This window comes from Massilia sp. 01N410 (assembly GCF_056399665.1).
This window is the reverse complement of sequence record NZ_JBFTRV010000005.1, coordinates 107,499-125,376: the sequence shown is the minus strand read 5'-3', so window position 1 is coordinate 125,376 and position 17,878 is coordinate 107,499. Positions and strand designations below refer to the sequence as shown.

15 protein-coding genes are annotated in these 17,878 nt (G+C 65.4%); 8 read left to right on the top strand and 7 right to left on the bottom strand.

The genetic code is table 11. The annotated features are described in order from the left end of the window. Positions 1 to 49: 49 nt before the first annotated feature. The 3 genes from AC1DOP_RS08715 to AC1DOP_RS08705 all read right to left on the bottom strand — a co-directional run bounded on the left by AC1DOP_RS08715 (position 50) and on the right by AC1DOP_RS08705 (position 5,497). Complete coding sequence (locus tag AC1DOP_RS08715) at positions 50 to 3,166, bottom strand: efflux RND transporter permease subunit (protein WP_477250785.1); 3,117 nt, start codon at positions 3,164 to 3,166, stop codon at positions 50 to 52. A gap of 4 nt (positions 3,167 to 3,170) precedes the next feature. After that, on the bottom strand, positions 3,171 to 4,379 hold the full coding sequence (locus AC1DOP_RS08710) for an efflux RND transporter periplasmic adaptor subunit (protein WP_477250784.1): 1,209 nt from the start codon (positions 4,377 to 4,379) through the stop codon (positions 3,171 to 3,173). A 152-nt stretch (positions 4,380 to 4,531) separates the two neighbouring features. After that, entirely contained in the window at positions 4,532 to 5,497 is a 966-nt protein-coding gene (locus AC1DOP_RS08705) for an endonuclease/exonuclease/phosphatase family protein (protein ID WP_477250783.1), read from the bottom strand. 38 nt (positions 5,498 to 5,535) lie between these two features. Between AC1DOP_RS08705 and ybaK the strand changes: the two genes are divergently transcribed. The 3 genes from ybaK (at position 5,536) to AC1DOP_RS08690 (ending at position 7,710) form a co-directional block, all read left to right on the top strand. Further along, positions 5,536 to 6,027: a Cys-tRNA(Pro) deacylase gene (gene ybaK, locus AC1DOP_RS08700; protein ID WP_477250782.1), complete on the top strand. Its 492-nt coding sequence runs from the start codon at positions 5,536 to 5,538 to the stop codon at positions 6,025 to 6,027. A gap of 76 nt (positions 6,028 to 6,103) precedes the next feature. Next, complete coding sequence (gene plsY / locus AC1DOP_RS08695; RefSeq protein ID WP_477250781.1) at positions 6,104 to 6,751, top strand: glycerol-3-phosphate 1-O-acyltransferase PlsY; 648 nt, start codon at positions 6,104 to 6,106, stop codon at positions 6,749 to 6,751. A 308-nt stretch (positions 6,752 to 7,059) separates the two neighbouring features. Further along, positions 7,060 to 7,710: a DsbA family oxidoreductase gene (locus tag AC1DOP_RS08690; protein WP_441934752.1), complete on the top strand. Its 651-nt coding sequence runs from the start codon at positions 7,060 to 7,062 to the stop codon at positions 7,708 to 7,710. On the opposite strand, the gene AC1DOP_RS08685 is transcribed toward AC1DOP_RS08690, so the two are convergent. The 3 genes from AC1DOP_RS08685 to AC1DOP_RS08675 all read right to left on the bottom strand — a co-directional run bounded on the left by AC1DOP_RS08685 (position 7,707) and on the right by AC1DOP_RS08675 (position 10,849). Continuing rightward, on the bottom strand, positions 7,707 to 8,552 hold the full coding sequence (locus AC1DOP_RS08685; protein WP_441934753.1) for an endonuclease/exonuclease/phosphatase family protein: 846 nt from the start codon (positions 8,550 to 8,552) through the stop codon (positions 7,707 to 7,709). The two genes, AC1DOP_RS08690 and AC1DOP_RS08685, sit on opposite strands and share 4 nt — an antisense overlap. 98 nt (positions 8,553 to 8,650) lie before the next feature. After that, on the bottom strand, positions 8,651 to 9,688 hold the full coding sequence (gene tsaD, locus AC1DOP_RS08680) for a tRNA (adenosine(37)-N6)-threonylcarbamoyltransferase complex transferase subunit TsaD (RefSeq protein WP_441934754.1): 1,038 nt from the start codon (positions 9,686 to 9,688) through the stop codon (positions 8,651 to 8,653). 102 nt (positions 9,689 to 9,790) lie between these two features. Then, positions 9,791 to 10,849: a 3-deoxy-7-phosphoheptulonate synthase gene (locus AC1DOP_RS08675; protein WP_441934842.1), complete on the bottom strand. Its 1,059-nt coding sequence runs from the start codon at positions 10,847 to 10,849 to the stop codon at positions 9,791 to 9,793. Between the two features lie 142 nt (positions 10,850 to 10,991). Between AC1DOP_RS08675 and ybiB the strand changes: the two genes are divergently transcribed. Beyond that, positions 10,992 to 11,966 carry a DNA-binding protein YbiB gene (gene ybiB, locus AC1DOP_RS08670; protein ID WP_441934755.1) on the top strand — a complete coding sequence of 325 codons (975 nt, stop codon included), beginning with the start codon at positions 10,992 to 10,994 and terminating at the stop codon, positions 11,964 to 11,966. 2 nt (positions 11,967 to 11,968) lie between these two features. Here ybiB and AC1DOP_RS08665 read toward each other — a convergent pair whose 3' ends face one another. Next, a complete protein-coding gene (locus tag AC1DOP_RS08665; RefSeq protein WP_477250780.1) occupies positions 11,969 to 13,423 on the bottom strand; it encodes a ComEA family DNA-binding protein in 1,455 nt (484 codons plus the stop codon). Between the two features lie 113 nt (positions 13,424 to 13,536). On the opposite strand from AC1DOP_RS08665, the gene AC1DOP_RS08660 reads away from it, so the two are divergent. From AC1DOP_RS08660 to dnaG, 4 genes are all read left to right on the top strand, one after another. Then, the gene (locus AC1DOP_RS08660; RefSeq protein WP_441934757.1) at positions 13,537 to 14,763 is read left to right on the top strand and encodes a BaiN/RdsA family NAD(P)/FAD-dependent oxidoreductase; all 1,227 of its coding nucleotides are present in this window, start codon (positions 13,537 to 13,539) and stop codon (positions 14,761 to 14,763) included. 117 nt (positions 14,764 to 14,880) lie between these two features. Next, positions 14,881 to 15,093 (top strand): 30S ribosomal protein S21, encoded by a 213-nt coding sequence (gene rpsU, locus AC1DOP_RS08655; RefSeq protein ID WP_005665410.1) that lies wholly within the window; start codon positions 14,881 to 14,883, stop codon positions 15,091 to 15,093. Between the two features lie 136 nt (positions 15,094 to 15,229). Then, complete coding sequence (locus AC1DOP_RS08650; protein WP_441934758.1) at positions 15,230 to 15,679, top strand: GatB/YqeY domain-containing protein; 450 nt, start codon at positions 15,230 to 15,232, stop codon at positions 15,677 to 15,679. Between the two features lie 163 nt (positions 15,680 to 15,842). Next, positions 15,843 to 17,645 (top strand): DNA primase, encoded by a 1,803-nt coding sequence (dnaG, locus tag AC1DOP_RS08645; protein WP_441934759.1) that lies wholly within the window; start codon positions 15,843 to 15,845, stop codon positions 17,643 to 17,645. The last annotated feature ends 233 nt before the right edge of the window (positions 17,646 to 17,878 follow it).

The following is a 17,878-nucleotide window of genomic DNA, read 5'->3' as shown; positions in this document are numbered from 1 at the left end:
CAGTGGCACTAATTCCGCCTACGCGGGAATGACGTGCAAACTTACGTGCTCAGATCGCCTGCCCCTCGGCCGGACCAGCCTCCGCCTCAAGCTCATGCCCCTTCTGGAACCACCGCTTGGCCCGCTTGCCAAAGCTGTCCAGGTAGGTGTACGCCACCGGCACCACCACCAGGGTCAGCAGGGTCGAGGTGATCACGCCGCCGATCACCGCGCGGCCCATCGGCGCCTGGTTTTCCGCGCCTTCGCCCAGGCCGATCGCCATCGGTAGCATGCCGAAGATCATCGCCAGGGTCGTCATCAGGATCGGGCGCAGGCGCACCTGGCCGGCTTCCATCAGCGCCTCGAACTGCGATTTGCCTTCACGCTGGCCCTGGTTGGCGAAGTCCACCAGCAGGATCGCGTTCTTGGTCACCAGGCCCATCAGCATCACGACGCCGATCACCGAGAAGATGTTCAAGGTGCTCTTCGTGACCAGCAGGGCCAGCAGCACGCCGATCAGCGACAGCGGCAGCGACATCATGATCGCGACCGGCTGCAGGAAGCTGCCGAACTGCGAGGCCAGCACCAGGTAGATGAAGATGATCGCGATACCCAGGGCGATGGCGAAGCCGCCCATGGTCTCGTCCATTTGCTGCGACTGGCCGCCAACGTCGAAGCGCACGCCTTCCGGCAGGTCGATGGATTTCATTGCCGCGTTCACGTCCTTCATGACGTCGCCCAACGGACGGTTCTCGAGGCCGGCATTGATCGCCACACGGCGTTCCAGCGCCTGGCGCTTGAGCACCTGCGGGCTGGTCGAGGGCACGAACTCGACCACCTGGCGCAGCGGCACCATAATCGGATTGCCGGCCGCGTCCAGCTTGCTCGAGGCGACCGACAGGTCGGCCAGGTCGGCCACCTTCTGGCGGCCCGACTTCGGCAGCTGCACGTTGACCTCGTAGTTCTGGCCGTCCGGCGCCAGCCAGCGGTTGGTCTGGTCGCCACCGACGAAAGGACGCAGGGCGGCGCCGATCTGCTGTACCGACAGGCCCAGGTCGGTCGCCAGTTCCTGGTTGATCTTCACGATGGTGGCCGGGTTCGCGCCTTCCTGGCTGTACTGGATGTCGGCCACGCCCTTGATCTTCTTCATCTTGTCGATCAGGAGGTGCGCGACCTTGTCCAGATTCGCCTCGTTGCTGCCGAGGATGGCGATGGAGATCGGGCGATTACCGACGGTCATCTCGACGCCGGCGATGCTGGCCAGGCGGTCGCGGATCACCTTTTCCATTTCCTGCTGCGAGCGGCGGTGGGTCTTGCGCACGTCCGTCAGCTTCAGGTTGATCGCCGAGGTATGGCGGCCGTCCCAGGCGCCGACCACGGTCTGCATGTTATCAATTTCCTTGAACTCGCCCAGCGCGGCCTCGATCTGGCGGACCTTGGCGTCGTTGTAGTCGAGGCTGGAGCCGACCGGCACCTTGAAGTTCAGCTGGACGTAGCCGTCGTCGACCTGGGGCACGAATTCGCCGCCGATCATCGGCACCAGCAGCAGGCTGCCGGCGAACACCGCGAAGGCGAAGGCCAGGGTCGACTTGCGCCAGGCCAGCGAGAAGCCCAGCACCTTCGCATACCAGCCGTGCACACGGTCGATGCCGACGTCGATGCGCGCCATCAGGCGGCCCAGCCAGGGGACATACTTGAAGCGATCCTTGACCGGGTCCGGCCACACCGAGGACAGCATCGGGTCCAGTGTGAAGCTGACGAACAGCGACACCAGCACCGCCACCGCCACCGTGATCCCGAACTGCAGGAAGAAGCGGCCGATGATGCCTTTCATGAAGGCAATCGGCACGAACACGGCGACGATCGCGAAGGTCGTGGCCATCACCGCCAGGCCGATCTCGTTGGTACCGTCTTCGGCGGCCCTGGCGTGGCTCTTGCCCATGCCGAGATGGCGCACGATGTTCTCGCGAACCACGATGGCGTCGTCGATCAGCAGGCCGATCGACAGCGACAGCGCCATCAGGGTCAGGAAGTTCAGCGTGAAGCCGAAGTACTTCATGGCGATGAAGCTGGCCAGCACCGAGATCGGCAGGGTCAGGCCGGTGATCACCGTGCTGCGCCAGGAATGCAGGAACAGGAACACGATCACCATGGTCAGCACCGCGCCCTCGACGATGGTCTCCTTGACGTTGTCGACCTGGTGCTGGACCCTGCTTGATACGTCGTCGAGAATGCGGAACTCGACGTCCTTGGGCAGGGTCTGCTTCATTGCCTCGATCGCCTTCTTGACGTTGACGCCGACCTCGACGGTATTCGCGTCCTGGACCTTGGCGATTTCCAGCGACAGGGCGCGCTGGCCGTCCACCCGCGAGATCGATTGCTCTTCGGCGGCGCCGTCGCTGATCTCGGCCACCTGGTGCAGGTAGATCGGACCGTTGGCGCGCTTGGCGACGATGATGCGGCGGAAGTCGGCCGCTTCCTTCATCTTGCCTTCGATGCGCACCAGGTTCTCGCGTTCGCCGTGGCTGATGCGGCCGGCCGGCAGGTTGGCGTTGGTGGCGGTGATCGCGGCCATGATTTCGTCGATGCCGACGTTCAGGCTGCGCAGCTGGTCGGGACGGATGTCGACCAGCACCTGGCGGTTCTGCTTGCCGTTGATGCGCACCTGGCCGACTCCGGCCACCGCCTGGATGCGTTTGACGATCACCTGGTCGACCAGCATCGACAGGTCGCGCAGGCTGCGCTCACGGGACAGCAGCGCCACCTGCAGCACCGGCTGCGCGTTCTCGCTCTCCTGGCGGTAGACCACGGGTTCCTTGACTTCGCGCGGGAAGCCGCCGCGCAAGGTACTGATGCGGTCGCGCAGGTCCTGCACGGCGCGGTTCATGTCGACGTTCAGCTGGAACTCGACGCCGACGCCCGAACGGCCTTCCCAGGAACTGCTGCGGATGGTCTTGATGCCGCCGACGGTGTTGGCCGCTTCCTCGATCGGCCGGGTGACGTCGTTCTCGACCTGTTCCGGCGAAGCGCCCGGGTAATTGGTCTCGATCCACACGCCCGGGATCTCGATGTTCGGCATGCTTTCCACGCCAAGGCTGCGGTAGGAGAACAGGCCGAGCACCATCAGGCCGACCATCACCATGGTCGCGAAGACGGGATGCTTGATGCTGATACGGGTGATCCACATGGGTTCAGCCTTTCTTCGCCGGGGTGGCCGGGGTGGCTTCCGGCAGCTTGACCTTGTCGCCCGGCTTGACGCCGTCCAGCTTCACGGCCAGTACCAGCGCGCCGGGATCGATGCCGTCGATCGCCTCGACCAGGCCGTCGTCCTCGTTCTTCAGGCCGAGCGTGACCGCTTTGGCCTCGACCTTGCCGCCGTCGACGCGGTAGACCACGTCGCGGCCGCCTTCCTTGCGCACGCCCAGCAGGGGTAACAGGGCATGGGGCGCCGATTTCTCGGTGGTGACCATGCCTTTCGCGAACATCCCGGCGCGCAGCACGCCGTCCGGGTTGTCGACGCCGATATACACCAGCATCGCGCGCGATCCCGCCTCGGTGGCGGGATTGATGCGCACGACCTTGCCGGCGAAATTGCGCTCGCCGAAGCCGTCGACCTTGAACTGCACCTCCTGGCCTACCTTGATGCGCGGAATGTCGGAGGCCGGCACCTGGGCGTCCAGGGTCAGCTGCTTGAGGTCGACGATGGAGAACACCGGGCTGTCCGGCGACAGCTTCTCGCCGGCCTGCACGTGGCGCTTGCTGACCACCCCGGAGATCGGCGCGCGGATCGCGGTGTCCGCCAGCGAGATGCGCGCCAGTTCCAGCTGGGCGCGCGCGGCATCGACCGAGGCCTGGGCCAGGTCGACCGCATTGGCGGTGGTGTCGAAGGCGTTCTGGGCGATGTAGTTCTGCTTGAGCAGGGCGGCGCTGTTGGCCATGTTCTTCTTCGCCAGCGCCAGGCGCGCCGAGGCCTCGTTCAAGGCCGCCTGCTGCTGGGCGACGCGGGCGCGCGCCTCGTTGTCGTCCAGGCGCGCGATGACCTGGCCGGCCGTCACGTTCATGCCTTCCTGCACCGTGGTCTGCAGCACCACGCCCGACACCTTGGACTTGACCGTGGCCTGGGCTAGCGGGGTGAGGGAGCCGGACAGGGGCAGCGTCACCGCCAGCGGCCGCGCCTCCACGCGTGCGATGTCGCGCGCCGACAGTTCGTGCACGGTGGCCTTCTTCTCCGCCGCCGCTGGCGCCGGGGCGGGAGAGGCGCTGCCTTTGTGCGTGTAGGCATAACCGCCGCCGGCGACGGCCAGCACGGCAAGGACGATGACGGGCACGCGCCAGCGGCGGCGCGCGGATTTCGGTTCGACGGGGGGAGGCGCCAGCGGCGGCAGGGATTCGATCTTCATGGCGGATGGTCCGGTCTCTTATTCGCGTGATGAGAGAATAAGGATGGGGATGACGAACAGCTATCGGAATGCGACGAGCCGTGCAATCGGACCGACGAAACGTCGAAAAGGCGGATCGGACGTCTGTACGATTGGCGTGTCCGGACAATCAGTCAGGCATCGCCGGGCTGGCCGGTCTCGAACAGCCGCAGCCGCGCCAGCACCTGCCCATGGTCGGAGGCTTCCGGCAAGCCCAGGTCGAGGTGGTCGTTCAGGTAGACCACGTCGACGATTTCTCCCAGCGCACCCGCCAGTTCGCCATTGAATTCCCCGGACACGAGGATGTGGTCGATGGTCGTGTATTGACCTTCATGCAAGTTGGAAAAGCCGACATGGCGCAGGCGGTCCTGGCGGCGCTGCAGCTGGCAGGCGTCGTACAGGCGGTCGCCGCTGGGGGCGCCGATGCCCAGCACGATGCCGGTGGTGACGGCGTCGGCGACGTCGTTGAAATCGCCCAGCACCACCCGCGGGCGGTGGCGTTCGCGGCCCAGCTTCGACAGGAGCACGCGCAGGGCGGCGGCTTCGGTGCCGCGCCGGATCAGCGAGCGCAGCGAGGCGAGCGCGAACAGCTGGGGATCGTCGCCGGTGTCGCTGGCGCGGTAGTCCGGGCGGCGCGACTTCAGGTGCACGACCACCACGTCGGCCACCAGGCCGGGCCGGAGCTCGATCGCCGCGTGCAGGGGCGCGCGGGTGAAGCGCTCCGGGTCGCGGTTCCCGGGCGGCATCGCAATTCCCTGTGGGAAATAGGGGAAGGATTCGGGGGCGTCGGCCAGCGGCAGGCGCGACACCAGGGCGACGCTGGGCGTCAGCTTCTCGGCGCCCGGATCGGGGTCGAAGCCGACGTGGATCGCTTCGCGGTAGCGGCGGGTGCGCGACAGGGCCTCCGCCAGCGAGGCCTGCGAGAAGACTTCCTGGAAGCCGATCACGTCGGCGCCCAGCATGTCGATCTGGTGTGCGGTCCAGGCGATTTTCGCTTCGTACTCTTCCGGCGTACTCGGTTCCAGGTTCTCGTACAGCCGCGCACCCGGCGGTGCCAGGTTGCAGACATTGAAGGTGGCAAAGCGAATTTCTTGCTGCATAATAAGCAACTCCTCCGTTTGTTTTTAGCGTAACACGCATGGCCAAGAAAGAGCACATTTCAGAGACCCCGGCAACGCAGTTCCTGCGCAAGAACGGGGTCGTATTTTCCGAACATCCCTACGAGTACGAGGAGCATGGCGGGACCGCGGTATCGTCGCGCGAACTGGGCGTGGACGAGCACGCGGTCGTGAAGACCCTGGTGATGCAGGATGAGGCGGCGCGCCCTCTCATCGTGCTGATGCATGGCGACCGCAAGGTATCGACCAAGAACCTGGCGCGCGCCATCCTCTGCAAGTCGGTCGAGCCCTGCAAGCCGGAGGTGGCGCAGCGCCATTCGGGCTACCTGGTCGGCGGCACGTCGCCGTTCGGCGTGCGCAAGGCGATGCCGGTGTACGTCGAGGAGAGCATCCTGTCCCTGCCCAGGATTTATATCAATGGCGGCCGGCGCGGCTTCCTGATCGGGATCGATCCGAAGGCGCTGGTCGAGGTGCTGAAGGCCAGGCCGGTGCAATGCGCCCTGGCGGATTAGCGTTCAGCTCGGCCGATGGTGTATATTCCACGCGCCTGAGCAATTGCCGGCGCAAGCCATATAAGAAAGAAACAGCATGGACAGCTCGACCATTTACACCATTGTTTTCACCATCGCGGCCTACCTGATCGGCTCGATCTCCTTCGCGGTCGTGGCGAGCCGCGCCTTCGGCCTGTCCGACCCGCGCACCTACGGCTCCAAGAACCCGGGCGCGACCAACGTCCTGCGCAGCGGCAGCAAGAAAGCCGCCATCGCCACCCTGATCGGCGACTGCGCCAAGGGCTGGCTGGCGGTATGGCTGGCGGTGCACTTCGGCGACCGCTTCGGCGTCGAGGACGGCGGCGTCGCCCTGGTGGCGGTGGCGGTCTTCGTCGGCCACCTGTGGCCGGTATTCTTCCGCTTCGTCGGCGGCAAGGGCGTGGCCACGGCGCTCGGCGTGCTGCTGGGCCTGAACGTCTGGCTCGGCCTGGCGACCCTGGTGACCTGGCTGGTGGTGGCCTACGCCTTCCGCTACTCCTCGCTGGCGGCGCTGGTGGCCGCGGTCTTCGCACCCTTCTACTACGGCCTGCTGTTCGGCGCGGACGAAAAACTGTTCGCCGTCGTCATCATGAGCGCACTCCTGCTCTACCGCCACGGCAAGAACATCTCCAACCTGCTGGCCGGCAAAGAATCGCGCATCGGCAGCAAGGCCGCAGCCACCAAGGCCACCGCCAGGAAAAAATAACCCCAATTCGGGGTCAGAGCACTTTTTCAGGCAAATTCGGGGTCAGAGCACTTTTCTCAGCAATGGCTCCTGAGCAGCATTCTCAAGCCCTGCCGCGACTTGCGCGTGGCCGGGCTTTGTTTTTGCGGGCCATCCGGTGGCGCTGTTTGCGCGCTGGCCATTTCCTGAAAAAGTGCTCTGACCCCGAATTTTTGACGGGGCGTTTTCGTGCACGCGCTGCCTGCTTTCGTTCGATGTGTCACCATATGTCCCAGGCCGCATGAATGGCGGCGCCAATTCCAGGAAGGTGGTGAGTCGTGAGCAAGCAAATGAGAATCGATTTCGTGTCGGATGTATCGTGCCCCTGGTGCGCGATCGGCCTGAAATCGCTGGAGAAGGCGCTCGAGCGCGTCGCCGGCGAGGTCCAGGCGGACATCCATTTCCAGCCGTTCGAGCTGAACCCGGGCATGGGGCCCGAGGGGCAGGACATCTTCGAACACATCACCGAAAAATACGGATCCACGCCGGCCCAGCAGGAGCAGTCGCGCGAGATGATCCGCCAGCGTGGCGCGGATGTCGGCTTCACGTTCGACATGAGCAAGCGTGGCCGCATCTACAACACCTTCGACGCCCACCGCCTGCTGCACTGGGCCGAGAACCAGGGCGAAGGCCGCCAGCGCGCGTTGAAGGAAAAGCTGTTCGAAGCCTATTTCACGAAAGGTGAGGACCCCAGTTCGCGCGAAGTGCTGGTGCGGGCCGCCGGCGAGGCGGGGCTCGACCAGGAGCAGGCGCGCGCCGTGCTGGAGTCGAACAGCTTTGCCGACGAGGTGCGCCAGCGCGAGTACTACTGGCAGCGCGCCGGCATCCGTTCGGTACCGGCGATCGTCATCAACGAGCGCCACCTGATTTCCGGCGGCCAGCCGCCCGAGGTGTTCGAGCAGGCGCTGCGCCAGCTGGCGCAGCAGGAAGAAACGGTCTAGGTCAAATCGAGTACGACCGGCTGGTGATCCGAGGCCGCGGTCTCGGACTGCACGTTGAGCTCCACGACGCGCGGCGCCAGGTCCTCGGTCACGAAAAAGTAGTCGTAGCACTCCGCGCGGTCGGGCCACGGGTAGCCGTGCAGCCCGGCCGTCGGCGCCCGCGCCATCGCGCCGTGGCGGACCTTCCAGGCATCCACCAGGGGCAGGACGCCATCGCCGGGTGGTGCCAGCAGTGCGCGGTAGTCCTCCGACTCCGGCGTGAAATTGAAGTCGCCGCAATAGATGGCGGTGCCGGGCCGGAAGCCCAGCTGGAAGGGCGGGTCGAGATCGGGCTCGGGCTGGTAGATCGCGGCCCGCGCGCAGGCTTCCGCATGCAGTTCGCGGATGCGCGCCACCTGGGCGCGGCGCTGCGGCGGCGAATAGTACTCGAGGTGGGTGGTCAGCACGCGCAGCTTGCCGCCGGGCGCGTCGAGCACGGTTTCGATCAGCCCGCGCGGCATGCCTGACGGGTATTCCGGCGCGGCCGGCCACGGCAGCATGTGGCGCTGGGCCTGGGTGATGCGGTACTTGGACAGCAGGATATTGCCGAACTGGCGAGGCAGGTTGTTACGGTAGATTTCGCTCGGCGCTTGTTCGATCATGTGGAAGCCGCCGAGCGCTCCGCCGAGCTGCTTGAACTGGCTGGCGGTGGCGCTGCCCTCGAGTTCCGGGTGGTTTGCCGCGACTTCCTGCAGGCAGATCACGTCCGGATTCAGCTTGCGCAGCACGTCGATGATGGCGTGGATCCGGATGCGCCCGTCCTTCCCGCAGCCCCAGTGAATATTCCAGCTGACGATGCGCATTCGATACCTCCGTAAAACTCGACTGCCCGATATTGCCATCTATTCGGGCCGAAAGGTCACACGTTAGGATCAATATCAAGCTTGCAAGTTCACATTTCTCAGGCGGCTTCGATCTCGTCCAGCGGCCAGCGCGGACGCACGTTGAAGCCGTAGTCATGCCTCGCGGCCGCCGGATTGCGCTCCAGCCGCAGCGCGCCGGCGAAGGCGATCATCGCCCCGTTGTCGGTGCAGAACTCCAGCTCCGGATAGTAGACCTTGAACTTCTTCTTCGCCGCCGCCGCGTTCAGCGACTCCCGCAATTGGCGATTCGCGCCGACGCCGCCGGCGATCACCAGGCGCTTCAGGCCGGTGTGCTTGAGCGCGGACACGCACTTGGCGGTCAGCACGTCGACGATCGCATCGACGAAGCCGCGCGCGATGTTCGCCTTGTCCTGCTCGCAGATGTTGGCGATCCCGGAGCGGCTGTTCTTCACCACCGTCAGCACGGCGGTCTTGAGGCCCGAGAAGCTGAAGTTGAAATCCTTCGAGTGCAGCATCGGCCGCGGCAGTTTATACGCTTCCGGATCGCCGAATTCCGCCAGGCGCGAGATCGCCGGTCCGCCCGGATAGCCCAGGCCCAGCAGCTTGGCCGACTTGTCGAAGGCTTCGCCGGCGGCGTCGTCCAGGGTTTCGCCCAGCAGCGTGTAGCGGCCGACGCCGTCGACCCGCATCAGCTGGGTGTGGCCGCCCGAGACCAGCAGGGCGACGAAGGGGAATTCCGGGCGCTCGCTGGCCAGCAGCGGCGACAGCAGGTGGCCCTCGAGGTGGTGCACGCCGAGCACGGGCTTATCCAGCGCCAGCGCCAGGCTGCAGGCCACCGAGGAGCCGACCAGCAGGGCGCCGGCCAGGCCCGGACCCTGGGTATAGGCGATGGCGTCGATGCGCTCCTTCGGCAGGTTGGCCTGGGCCAGCACCTGTTCGAGCAGCGGCAGGGCGCGGCGGATGTGGTCGCGCGAGGCGAGTTCCGGCACCACGCCGCCGTACTCCTCGTGCATCGCAACCTGCGAGTGCAGGGCATGGGACAGCAGCCCGCGCTCCGTGTCGTACAGAGCCAGGCCGGTTTCATCGCAGGAGGATTCGACGCCGAGGACAATCATGGGAATAGCGGAAGTGGGAAAGCACAATCCGCCATTGTAACGTAGGGTGGACGCGGCCGGCGAGGACACCGTGCCCACGCGGACGCCAGCGTTATGCGAACGTCAAGGCCGCTGCAAGAGTTCCTTGTGCGCCCCACGCAGCATCGCCTCGGTATCTTCCCAGCCGATGCAACCGTCGGTCACCGAGCAGCCGTACTGCAGCTGCGACAGGTCTTCCGGAATCGGCTGGTTGCCGCTGACGATGTTCGATTCGATCATCACGCCCACCAGCGACTGGTTGCCGTGCTTGATCTGCTGGATCACGTCCGACATGACCAGCGGCTGCAGTTCCGGCTTCTTGTAGCTGTTGGCGTGCGAGCAGTCGACCACCAGGTTGGCCGGGAGCTTGGCCTTCCTGAGCGCCTGTTCGGCGATCGCCACCGACACCGAATCGTAGTTCGGACGGCCGCCGCCGCCGCGCAGCACCACGTGGCCGTAGGCGTTGCCGCGGGTACGCACGATCGACACGCCGCCCTGGCCGTTGATGCCCAGGAAGGAGTGCGGGCTGGACGAGGACAGCACGGCGTTGACGGCGATGCTGACGTCGCCGTCGGTGCCGTTCTTGAAGCCGACCGGCGTCGAGAGGCCCGAGGACATCTCGCGATGGGTCTGCGATTCGGTGGTGCGCGCGCCGATCGCGGTCCAGGCGATCAAATCGCCCAGGTATTGCGGCGAGATCGGATCGAGGGCTTCGGTGGCGGTCGGCAGGCCCATCTCGCAGACGTCGAGCAGGAACTGGCGGGCGCGTTCCATGCCGACGTCGACGCGGAAGGAATCGTCCATGAAGGGATCGTTGATATAGCCCTTCCAGCCGGTGGTGGTGCGCGGCTTTTCGAAATACACGCGCATCACCAGCACCATCGTATCAAGCACTTCGGCCTGCAGCGCCTTCAGGCGGCGCGCATAATCCAGGCCGGCGACCGGGTCGTGGATCGAGCAGGGGCCGACCACCACGAACAGGCGCTTGTCCTTGCGGTCGAGGATGTTACGCAGGGTTTCGCGGCCCTTCATCACGGTGGTGAAGGCCGTGTCGGTCAGCGGCAGCTTCTGGTGCAGCTCGACCGGGGACGGCATGGTCGCGAACGAGGTAACGTTGGTATTTTCGATATCGGGCGTGATCAGCATGGCTAGACGATTTTCCGGGCGTTGTTGTCGTTGGAAGAGGACCAGTCTAGCCGGAAATCGCATATGTTGCACTGCAATGCGAGAAAAATTCGCCGGGCGCCGATGCATTCGCGCCAAGCGCCTGCGGTATGCTATCGCCATGACGACCAATCACGAACCCGATCTCGCACCCTTCCGGGCCGCCCATTTCATCAAGGAGATCGGCCGCGGCGTGAAGGGCGCGCGCAGCATGTCGCGCGAGGATGCCGGCGCGCTGTACGGCGCCATGCTGGACGGCCGCGTATCCGACCTGGAACTGGGCGCGATCCTGCTGGCGATGCGCATCAAGGGCGAATCGGTGGACGAGATCGCCGGCTTCATGGATGCGGCGGAGCGCTCCTTCACGCCGCTGCCGTCGCCGCCGGGACCGTATGCGCCGGTGCTGATTCCCAGCTACAACGGCGCGCGCAAGCTGGCCAACCTGACGCCCCTGCTGGCCCTGCTGCTGGCGCGCGAAGGCGTGCCGGTGCTGATCCACGGCGTGCAGCAGGACCCGGGACGCGTGACCACCGCCGAGATCCTGGCCGAGATGGGCATTGGCCCGACCGGTTCCACCGCCGACATGCTGGACGCCTTCAGCAAGCGCAAGCCCTGCTTCATGCCCATCGAGACCCTGGCGCCCAGGCTGGCCCACCAGCTCTCGCTGCGCCGCATCCTCGGCGTGCGCAATTCGACGCACACGCTGGTCAAGATCCTGCAGCCCTTCGAAGGGCCGGCGCTGCGCCTGGTCTCCTACACCCACCCCGAATACCTGGCGATGCTGACCGAGTACTTCCGGAACGCGGCGCCGGCCGCGCGCGGCGACGCCTTCCTGATGCGCGGCACCGAGGGCGAGACGGTGGCGAACGCCAACCGCGCCCAGCAGATCGACTGGTTCCATGCCGGCACGCAGACCCTGCTGGCCGAGCGCGATCCGCCGGCGGATGAACTGGCGCCGGCGCCGGAAGGGCGCGACGCGGCCGCCACCGCCGACTGGATCCAGCGCGCCCTGCGCGGCGAACAGCCGGTGCCGGCGCCGATTGCGGCCCAGGTGGCGCATTGCCTGCGGGTGTCGGCGGCGCTGCGCGCAGCCTGAACTCAGTCGCGCCGGTTCGGGCCGAGTTTCTTGAGCGCTTCCTGCTGAGCGGCGAGCCTGCGTGCGGCCGCCGGCGCCGCTTTCACACGCGTGTTGAAATCTTCCAGGCTACTGAAATCGCCATCCTTGCGCCGGCTGGCGAGGGCGCGACCGGCCGTCTTCTCGTCCAGACCGAGGGCCAGCAGGTGAGGGCGCTCGGCCGTGTTCAGGTCGACTGCCAGCGTGGGCGAGGCCAGCAGCCAGATCGCCGGCTTGACGTGGCGGGCCAGGCGCTCCGGCTGCGCTGGCGTTTCGGCGACGGCCTGCGCGAAGCGGGTGCGCAAGGGCTTGAGCATGGGGACGAAGGCCTCGCCGTCGCCGGCCAGCGCGGGCGCGAAGCTGGCCTGGCTCGCGGCCGCCAGTTCAGGCGAGACCAGCGCGCCGTGGCTGGTCTCGGCCAGGACGGCGATGAAGCGTTTTCCATCTTCGGGCGCCTCCCGCGCCAGCGTACGCGCCAGCAGCGGCAGCAGCGGTGTCGCGGCGTCCAGCTTTTCCCGCGACATCGCATGCAGGGCACGGAACATCGGCGCATAGCGCGCGCCGAGGGCCGCCGCATCGGGCGTGGCCAGCTGGCGGTAGAAGAAGGTGGACAAGGCGCCTTCGCTGGCCAGCATCTGGGCCGCGCTCTTCAATCGGGCCGGGTCGAAGGACGGCGAGAGGTCGAAGGCTTGCGCCGATACGCCCGGCTGCGCCGTTTGCCGGTAGACGAACCAGTTGCGGCGCATGCCGTCGATGCGCATCGTGCGGTCCAGGTTGCTGAGCCATAGCGCGGTGTCCGCCTTGCCTTCCAGGCCGGCGTCCTGGGCGCGCAGGCGGGCGTTTTGCGTCAGCAGGCGCGCCAGGCCCTGGAAGTGGGTGGCCCAGCCTTCGTCGAAGGCGGTCTGCTGGTCGGTCACGCTGAAGCTGTGGTGGGGCGTGCGCGAATAGCCGGCGGGAAGGCCAGGGAGCAGGCGGCGCAGCATCACGTGGCCCAGTTCGTGGGCGAAGATCTCTTCGAAGCTGCCGTCGTCCACGCTGCCGGCATCGACCACCAGGTCGACCATGGCTTCGTCGACCCAGCGGGTGGCGCCGCCTTCCCGCAGCCAGAAGCCGCGCCGCGCGAAGCCGCCGTCTTCCTGCGACAGGTACAGCCAGGTGGTGCCGGCGGGTGCGCCGGCGGTCTTCATCGCCAGCTCGTCCAGGGCGAGGACGGCGGCGGTCGTGCCGCTGGCGGCTTCGCGCTGCAGGGCCTCGTAGAGCCGGCCGTCGCGGACCCGGGTCACCACCGGCGCCGGGCCGGCGCTGCCGGGAGCGGGACGCATCAGGACGACCTTGTCCTGGATGACGGGAGCGAGCACGCCGAGTTCGGCGGCCTGGGCACTGGCGTCGATGGACAGGAGCGTGGCGGCGGTCAGGAAGCAGCGCTGGACGATGTTCATGGCGGAAAGCATAACGTCCCGTCGAGCCGCCGTGTTCAAAATCGGATATGTATGCGTGGATGGGCCTGCCGGCTTACAATCTCGTCTTTTGTCGGCAGGGCGGGACGGTTGGTATGGCAAGACGATACGATGTGGTGGTGATCGGCGCGGGCGCGGCCGGCATGATGTGCGCGGCCGTGGCAAGCCAGCGCGGCAAGCGCGTGCTGCTGGTCGACCATGCCGCCAAGCTGGCCGAGAAGATCCGCATCTCCGGCGGCGGCCGCTGCAACTTCACCAACATCAATGCGGGCTGGCAGAACTTCCTGTCGGAGAATCCGCACTTCTGCCGCAGCGCACTGTCGCGCTACACGGCCCAGGATTTTTTGACACTTGTAAAAAAATACCGCATCGCCCACCACGAGAAGCACCGCGGCCAGCTGTTCTGCGACGACTCGTCGGAACAGATCATCCGCATGCTGAAGGCCGAATGCGAGGTCGGCGGCGTCGAGTGGCGCATGCCCTGCAAGGTGAGCGGTGTGGAGCAGCTGGAAGACGGCGCCTTCATCGTCGGCACCGACAGTGGCGATATCGGGGCCGCGAATGTGGTGGTGGCCACCGGCGGCCTGTCGATCCCGAAGATCGGCGCCACCGACCTCGGCTACCGCATCGCGAAGAAGTTCGGCCTCAAGCTGATCGAGCCGCGCCCCGGCCTGGTGCCGCTGACCTTCGATGGCCCGAGCTGGCAGCCCTTCGTGCCGCTGGCGGGCATTGCGCTGGAGGTCGAGGTCGAGACGGGGTCGAGGAAAGGGAAGGGCGCCAAAGGGGAAGCTAAATTCGGCCACTTCCGCGAAGACCTGCTGTTCACCCACCGCGGCCTGTCCGGCCCGGCGATCCTGCAGATTTCCAGCTACTGGCAGCCGGGCACGCCCATCGTGCTGAACCTGCTGCCCGAACTCGACGTGGCCGAAGAGCTGATCGCTGCCAAGACGAGCGTGAAGAAGCAGCTCGGCAATATCCTGTCGCAATGGCTGCCGGCGCGCCTGGCCGAAGGTTTGTTGATCGCCAACGGCTTTGCCCCGGACGCGCGCCTGCCTGACATGGCCGACGCCAAACTGCGCAAGCTGGGCGATGCGATCAACCGCTGGGCCATCGTGCCGACCGGTTCGGAAGGTTATCGCAAGGCCGAGGTGACCCTGGGCGGCGTCGATACGCGCGAACTGTCGCAGCAGACGATGATGGCGAACAAGGTGCCGGGCCTGTATTTCATCGGCGAGACGGTCGACGTGACGGGCTGGTTGGGCGGTTACAACTTCCAGTGGGCCTGGGCTTCCGGGTATGTGGCGGGCGCCAGCATCGAGTGATTTCCCCACGTGTGGCAATTCAGGGACATGCCTGGGGCATGATGAGAAAACCTACCACGCATCTTGAAAAGCTGTTAGAATTTCGTTCTTCCCTAAATCCAACGGTTTCATTTTTACATGACCACTATCCGCCTTAAAGAAAACGAGCCGTTCGAAGTCGCTATGCGTCGCTTCAAGCGCACTATCGAAAAAACCGGTCTGCTGACCGAACTGCGCGCACGCGAGTTCTACGAGAAGCCGACTGCAGAGCGCAAGCGCAAGCTGGCCGCCGCCGTGAAGCGTCACTACAAGCGCATCCGCAGCCAACAGCTGCCGAAGAAGCTGTACTAATTCCATTCAGCTGCCTGATCCGGCGACGGCCTGTGCCAGTCCCGGCTTTCGAGGCCTGAATATGTCGAAGCCCGCTCCGGTCGATACCGCAGCGGGTTTTGCCTTTTTCCCAATCCAAAAAGAACACGGAGAATCCATGAGCTTGAAAGCACAACTGACCGACGACATGAAAGCCGCGATGCGCGCCAAGGAAAGCGGACGTCTGGCCACCATCCGCCTCGTCCTTGCCGAAATCAAGCGCAAGGAAGTGGACGAGCGCATCGAGCTGGACGATGCCCAGGTGACCGCCGTCGTCGAAAAGATGATCAAGCAGCGCAAGGATTCGATCACCCAGTTCGAGGCCGGCGGCCGCCAGGACCTGGCCGATATCGAAAAGGCGGAACTGGGCATCCTGACCGCCTATATGCCGGCCGGCCTGTCGGACGAGGAAATCGCCGCCGAAGTGCAAGCCGCAGTCGCTGCTTCCGGCGCCGCCGGTCCGCAGGACATGGGCAAAGTGATGGGTATCCTGAAACCCAGGCTGGCAGGCCGCGCCGATATGACGGCCGTGTCGGCACAAGTGAAGAAGGCGCTGGCGGGCGCGTAACTAGTCGATGCGCTTGCCGGCTGGCGCGGCTGAGGTGTCTTTGCCACGGCCGCGTCAGCTTTCTCCGATTCAGGGTGGCAATGCCCTGTTGCCTTGCTGCAAATCAACCTGTAGCGAGCGCTGCGGTATAGTCTGCGTTTAGACAAACACTGTTATCTATCTAGTGATTCCGCAATCATTCATTACCGATCTGCTCAACCGCGTTGATATTGTCGATGTGGTCGGCCGTTACGTCCAACTGAAGAAGGGCGGCGCCAACTACATGGGTCTGTGCCCTTTTCACAATGAAAAGTCGCCCAGCTTCACGGTGAGCCCGACCAAGCAGTTCTACCACTGCTTCGGCTGCGGCGCGCACGGCACCGCCATCGGCTTCCTGATCGAATACTCGGGCATGGGCTTCGTCGACGCGGTCAAGGACCTGGCGCAAGGCGTCGGCATGGTCGTGCCGAACGAGGACGACAAGATTCCGCCGGCCCAGCGCGCCGCCCAGCAGGCCCAGTCTCTGGCGATGACCGATGCGCTGAACCAGGCCTGCGACTACTACCGCGCCCAGCTGCGCCAGGCGCCGAACGCGATCGCCTACCTGAAGGGCCGCGGCCTGACGGGCGAGGTTGCCGCGCGCTTCGGCATGGGCTATGCGCCGGCAGGCTGGGACAATCTGCGCTCGGTGTTCAAGGACTACGAGGCTCTCGCGCTGGTCGAGTCCGGCCTGGTGATCGACCGCGTGGACGAGGACGGCGGCAACAAGAAACGCTACGACCGCTTCCGCGAACGCGTGATGTTCCCGATCCGCAACACCAAGGGCCAGGTGATCGGCTTCGGCGGCCGCGTGATGGATGGCGGCGAACCGAAATACCTGAACTCGCCGGAAACCCCGCTGTTCAACAAGGGCCAGGAACTGTACGGCCTGTTCGAGGCGCGCCAGCCGATCCGCGACGCCGGCTATGTGCTGGTGACGGAAGGCTATATGGACGTGGTCGCCCTGGCCCAGCTCGGCTTCCCGCAGGCGGTGGCGACGCTCGGCACGGCCTGCACCAGTACCCACGTGCAAAAGTTGCTGCGCCAGACCGACAACGTGATCTTCAGCTTCGACGGCGACAAGGCCGGCCGCCGCGCCGCCCGGCGCGCGCTGGAAGCCTGTCTGCCGCAAGTGACGGACGACAAGACCATCAAGTTCCTGTTCCTGCCGCAGGAACACGACCCGGACAGCTATGTGCGCGAGTTCGGCGGCGACGCCTTTGCCCGCGAGATCGACGAGGCGATGCCGCTGTCGTCCTTCCTGCTGCGCGAAATCACGGCCGAGCACGACCTCGACACGCCGGAGGGCAGGGCGCATGCCCAGTTCGAGGCCAAGCCGCTGCTGCAGGCGATGGCGCCGACCGCGCTGCGCTTGCAGATCGTGCGCGGCCTGGCCAGCATGACCCAGTCAACCCCGGCGGAGATCGAAGCGTTGTTCGAACTGTCCAAGCCGGTATCGGTCGCGCGCAAGGCGCCGCCGCGCCAGGGGCGTCCGGAGCCGGTCGGGCTGGAATTGCAGATCATGCGCATGCTGGTGGCCCATCCTTCGCTGGCCCTGGACCTCGACGAAGCCGCGCTGCGCGCCTTCGATCACTTCGGCGCCGAGCCGGCCGACCGCCTGCGCTGGCTGGTGGCCCAGGCCCAGGCGCTGGGAGCGAACGCCAGCTTCGCGGCCTTGTCCCAGCAGTTGAAGGAAGCCAGCACCGAGTTCGATCACCTGGTCGCCGAGATCGCTTCGGAACCCGAATCGGATATCGACACGGACCGCGTGTGGATCATAAGTGCTGTGCGGCAAATCAAGATGGATGTCTTAAAACAGGAGTTGAACCAGTTGTTTTCTTCCGGCTTGACCCCAGATCAGGTGAGTGCCCGCTATCGTGAAATCACAGCACAGCAGGACCTCTTGATGCGCGAAGCCGCGAACGACACCCCCGCAAAATTTGCCTGATGGACCTACTGGGCGACATGGGTGTTCTCGACTGGAAAATATGGGGGTGCGTGCTATAATAAAACGCTAACTATTGCAAGCTTTGAAACGATTTTTCGTCTCAAACGCGGCGTGGAGTTTCAGTTAGTGGGCAGTAAAAGCGGGTAACAAAACTTTATCTTTAACTTAGTAAAGTAGGTCGTTGTGACTTCGAAAGCGCCTGTGCCAACCAAGAAACCCGAACCCAAAGTGGC

Excerpts from the sequence above, each read along its gene's own strand:
- AC1DOP_RS08715 (WP_477250785.1), bottom strand. The coding sequence starts at position 3,166 with ATGTGGATCACCCGTATCAGCATCAAGCATCCCGTCTTCGCGACCATG.
- AC1DOP_RS08690 (WP_441934752.1), top strand. The coding sequence starts at position 7,060 with ATGAGAATCGATTTCGTGTCGGATGTATCGTGCCCCTGGTGCGCGATC.
- plsY (WP_477250781.1), top strand. The coding sequence starts at position 6,104 with ATGGACAGCTCGACCATTTACACCATTGTTTTCACCATCGCGGCCTAC.
- AC1DOP_RS08650 (WP_441934758.1), top strand. The coding sequence starts at position 15,230 with ATGAGCTTGAAAGCACAACTGACCGACGACATGAAAGCCGCGATGCGC.
- ybaK (WP_477250782.1), top strand. The coding sequence starts at position 5,536 with ATGGCCAAGAAAGAGCACATTTCAGAGACCCCGGCAACGCAGTTCCTG.
- ybiB (WP_441934755.1), top strand. The coding sequence starts at position 10,992 with ATGACGACCAATCACGAACCCGATCTCGCACCCTTCCGGGCCGCCCAT.
- AC1DOP_RS08685 (WP_441934753.1), bottom strand. The coding sequence starts at position 8,552 with ATGCGCATCGTCAGCTGGAATATTCACTGGGGCTGCGGGAAGGACGGG.
- AC1DOP_RS08665 (WP_477250780.1), bottom strand. The coding sequence starts at position 13,423 with ATGAACATCGTCCAGCGCTGCTTCCTGACCGCCGCCACGCTCCTGTCC.
- AC1DOP_RS08660 (WP_441934757.1), top strand. The coding sequence starts at position 13,537 with ATGGCAAGACGATACGATGTGGTGGTGATCGGCGCGGGCGCGGCCGGC.
- tsaD (WP_441934754.1), bottom strand. The coding sequence starts at position 9,688 with ATGATTGTCCTCGGCGTCGAATCCTCCTGCGATGAAACCGGCCTGGCT.
- AC1DOP_RS08705 (WP_477250783.1), bottom strand. The coding sequence starts at position 5,497 with ATGCAGCAAGAAATTCGCTTTGCCACCTTCAATGTCTGCAACCTGGCA.
- rpsU (WP_005665410.1), top strand. The coding sequence starts at position 14,881 with ATGACCACTATCCGCCTTAAAGAAAACGAGCCGTTCGAAGTCGCTATG.
- AC1DOP_RS08710 (WP_477250784.1), bottom strand. The coding sequence starts at position 4,379 with ATGAAGATCGAATCCCTGCCGCCGCTGGCGCCTCCCCCCGTCGAACCG.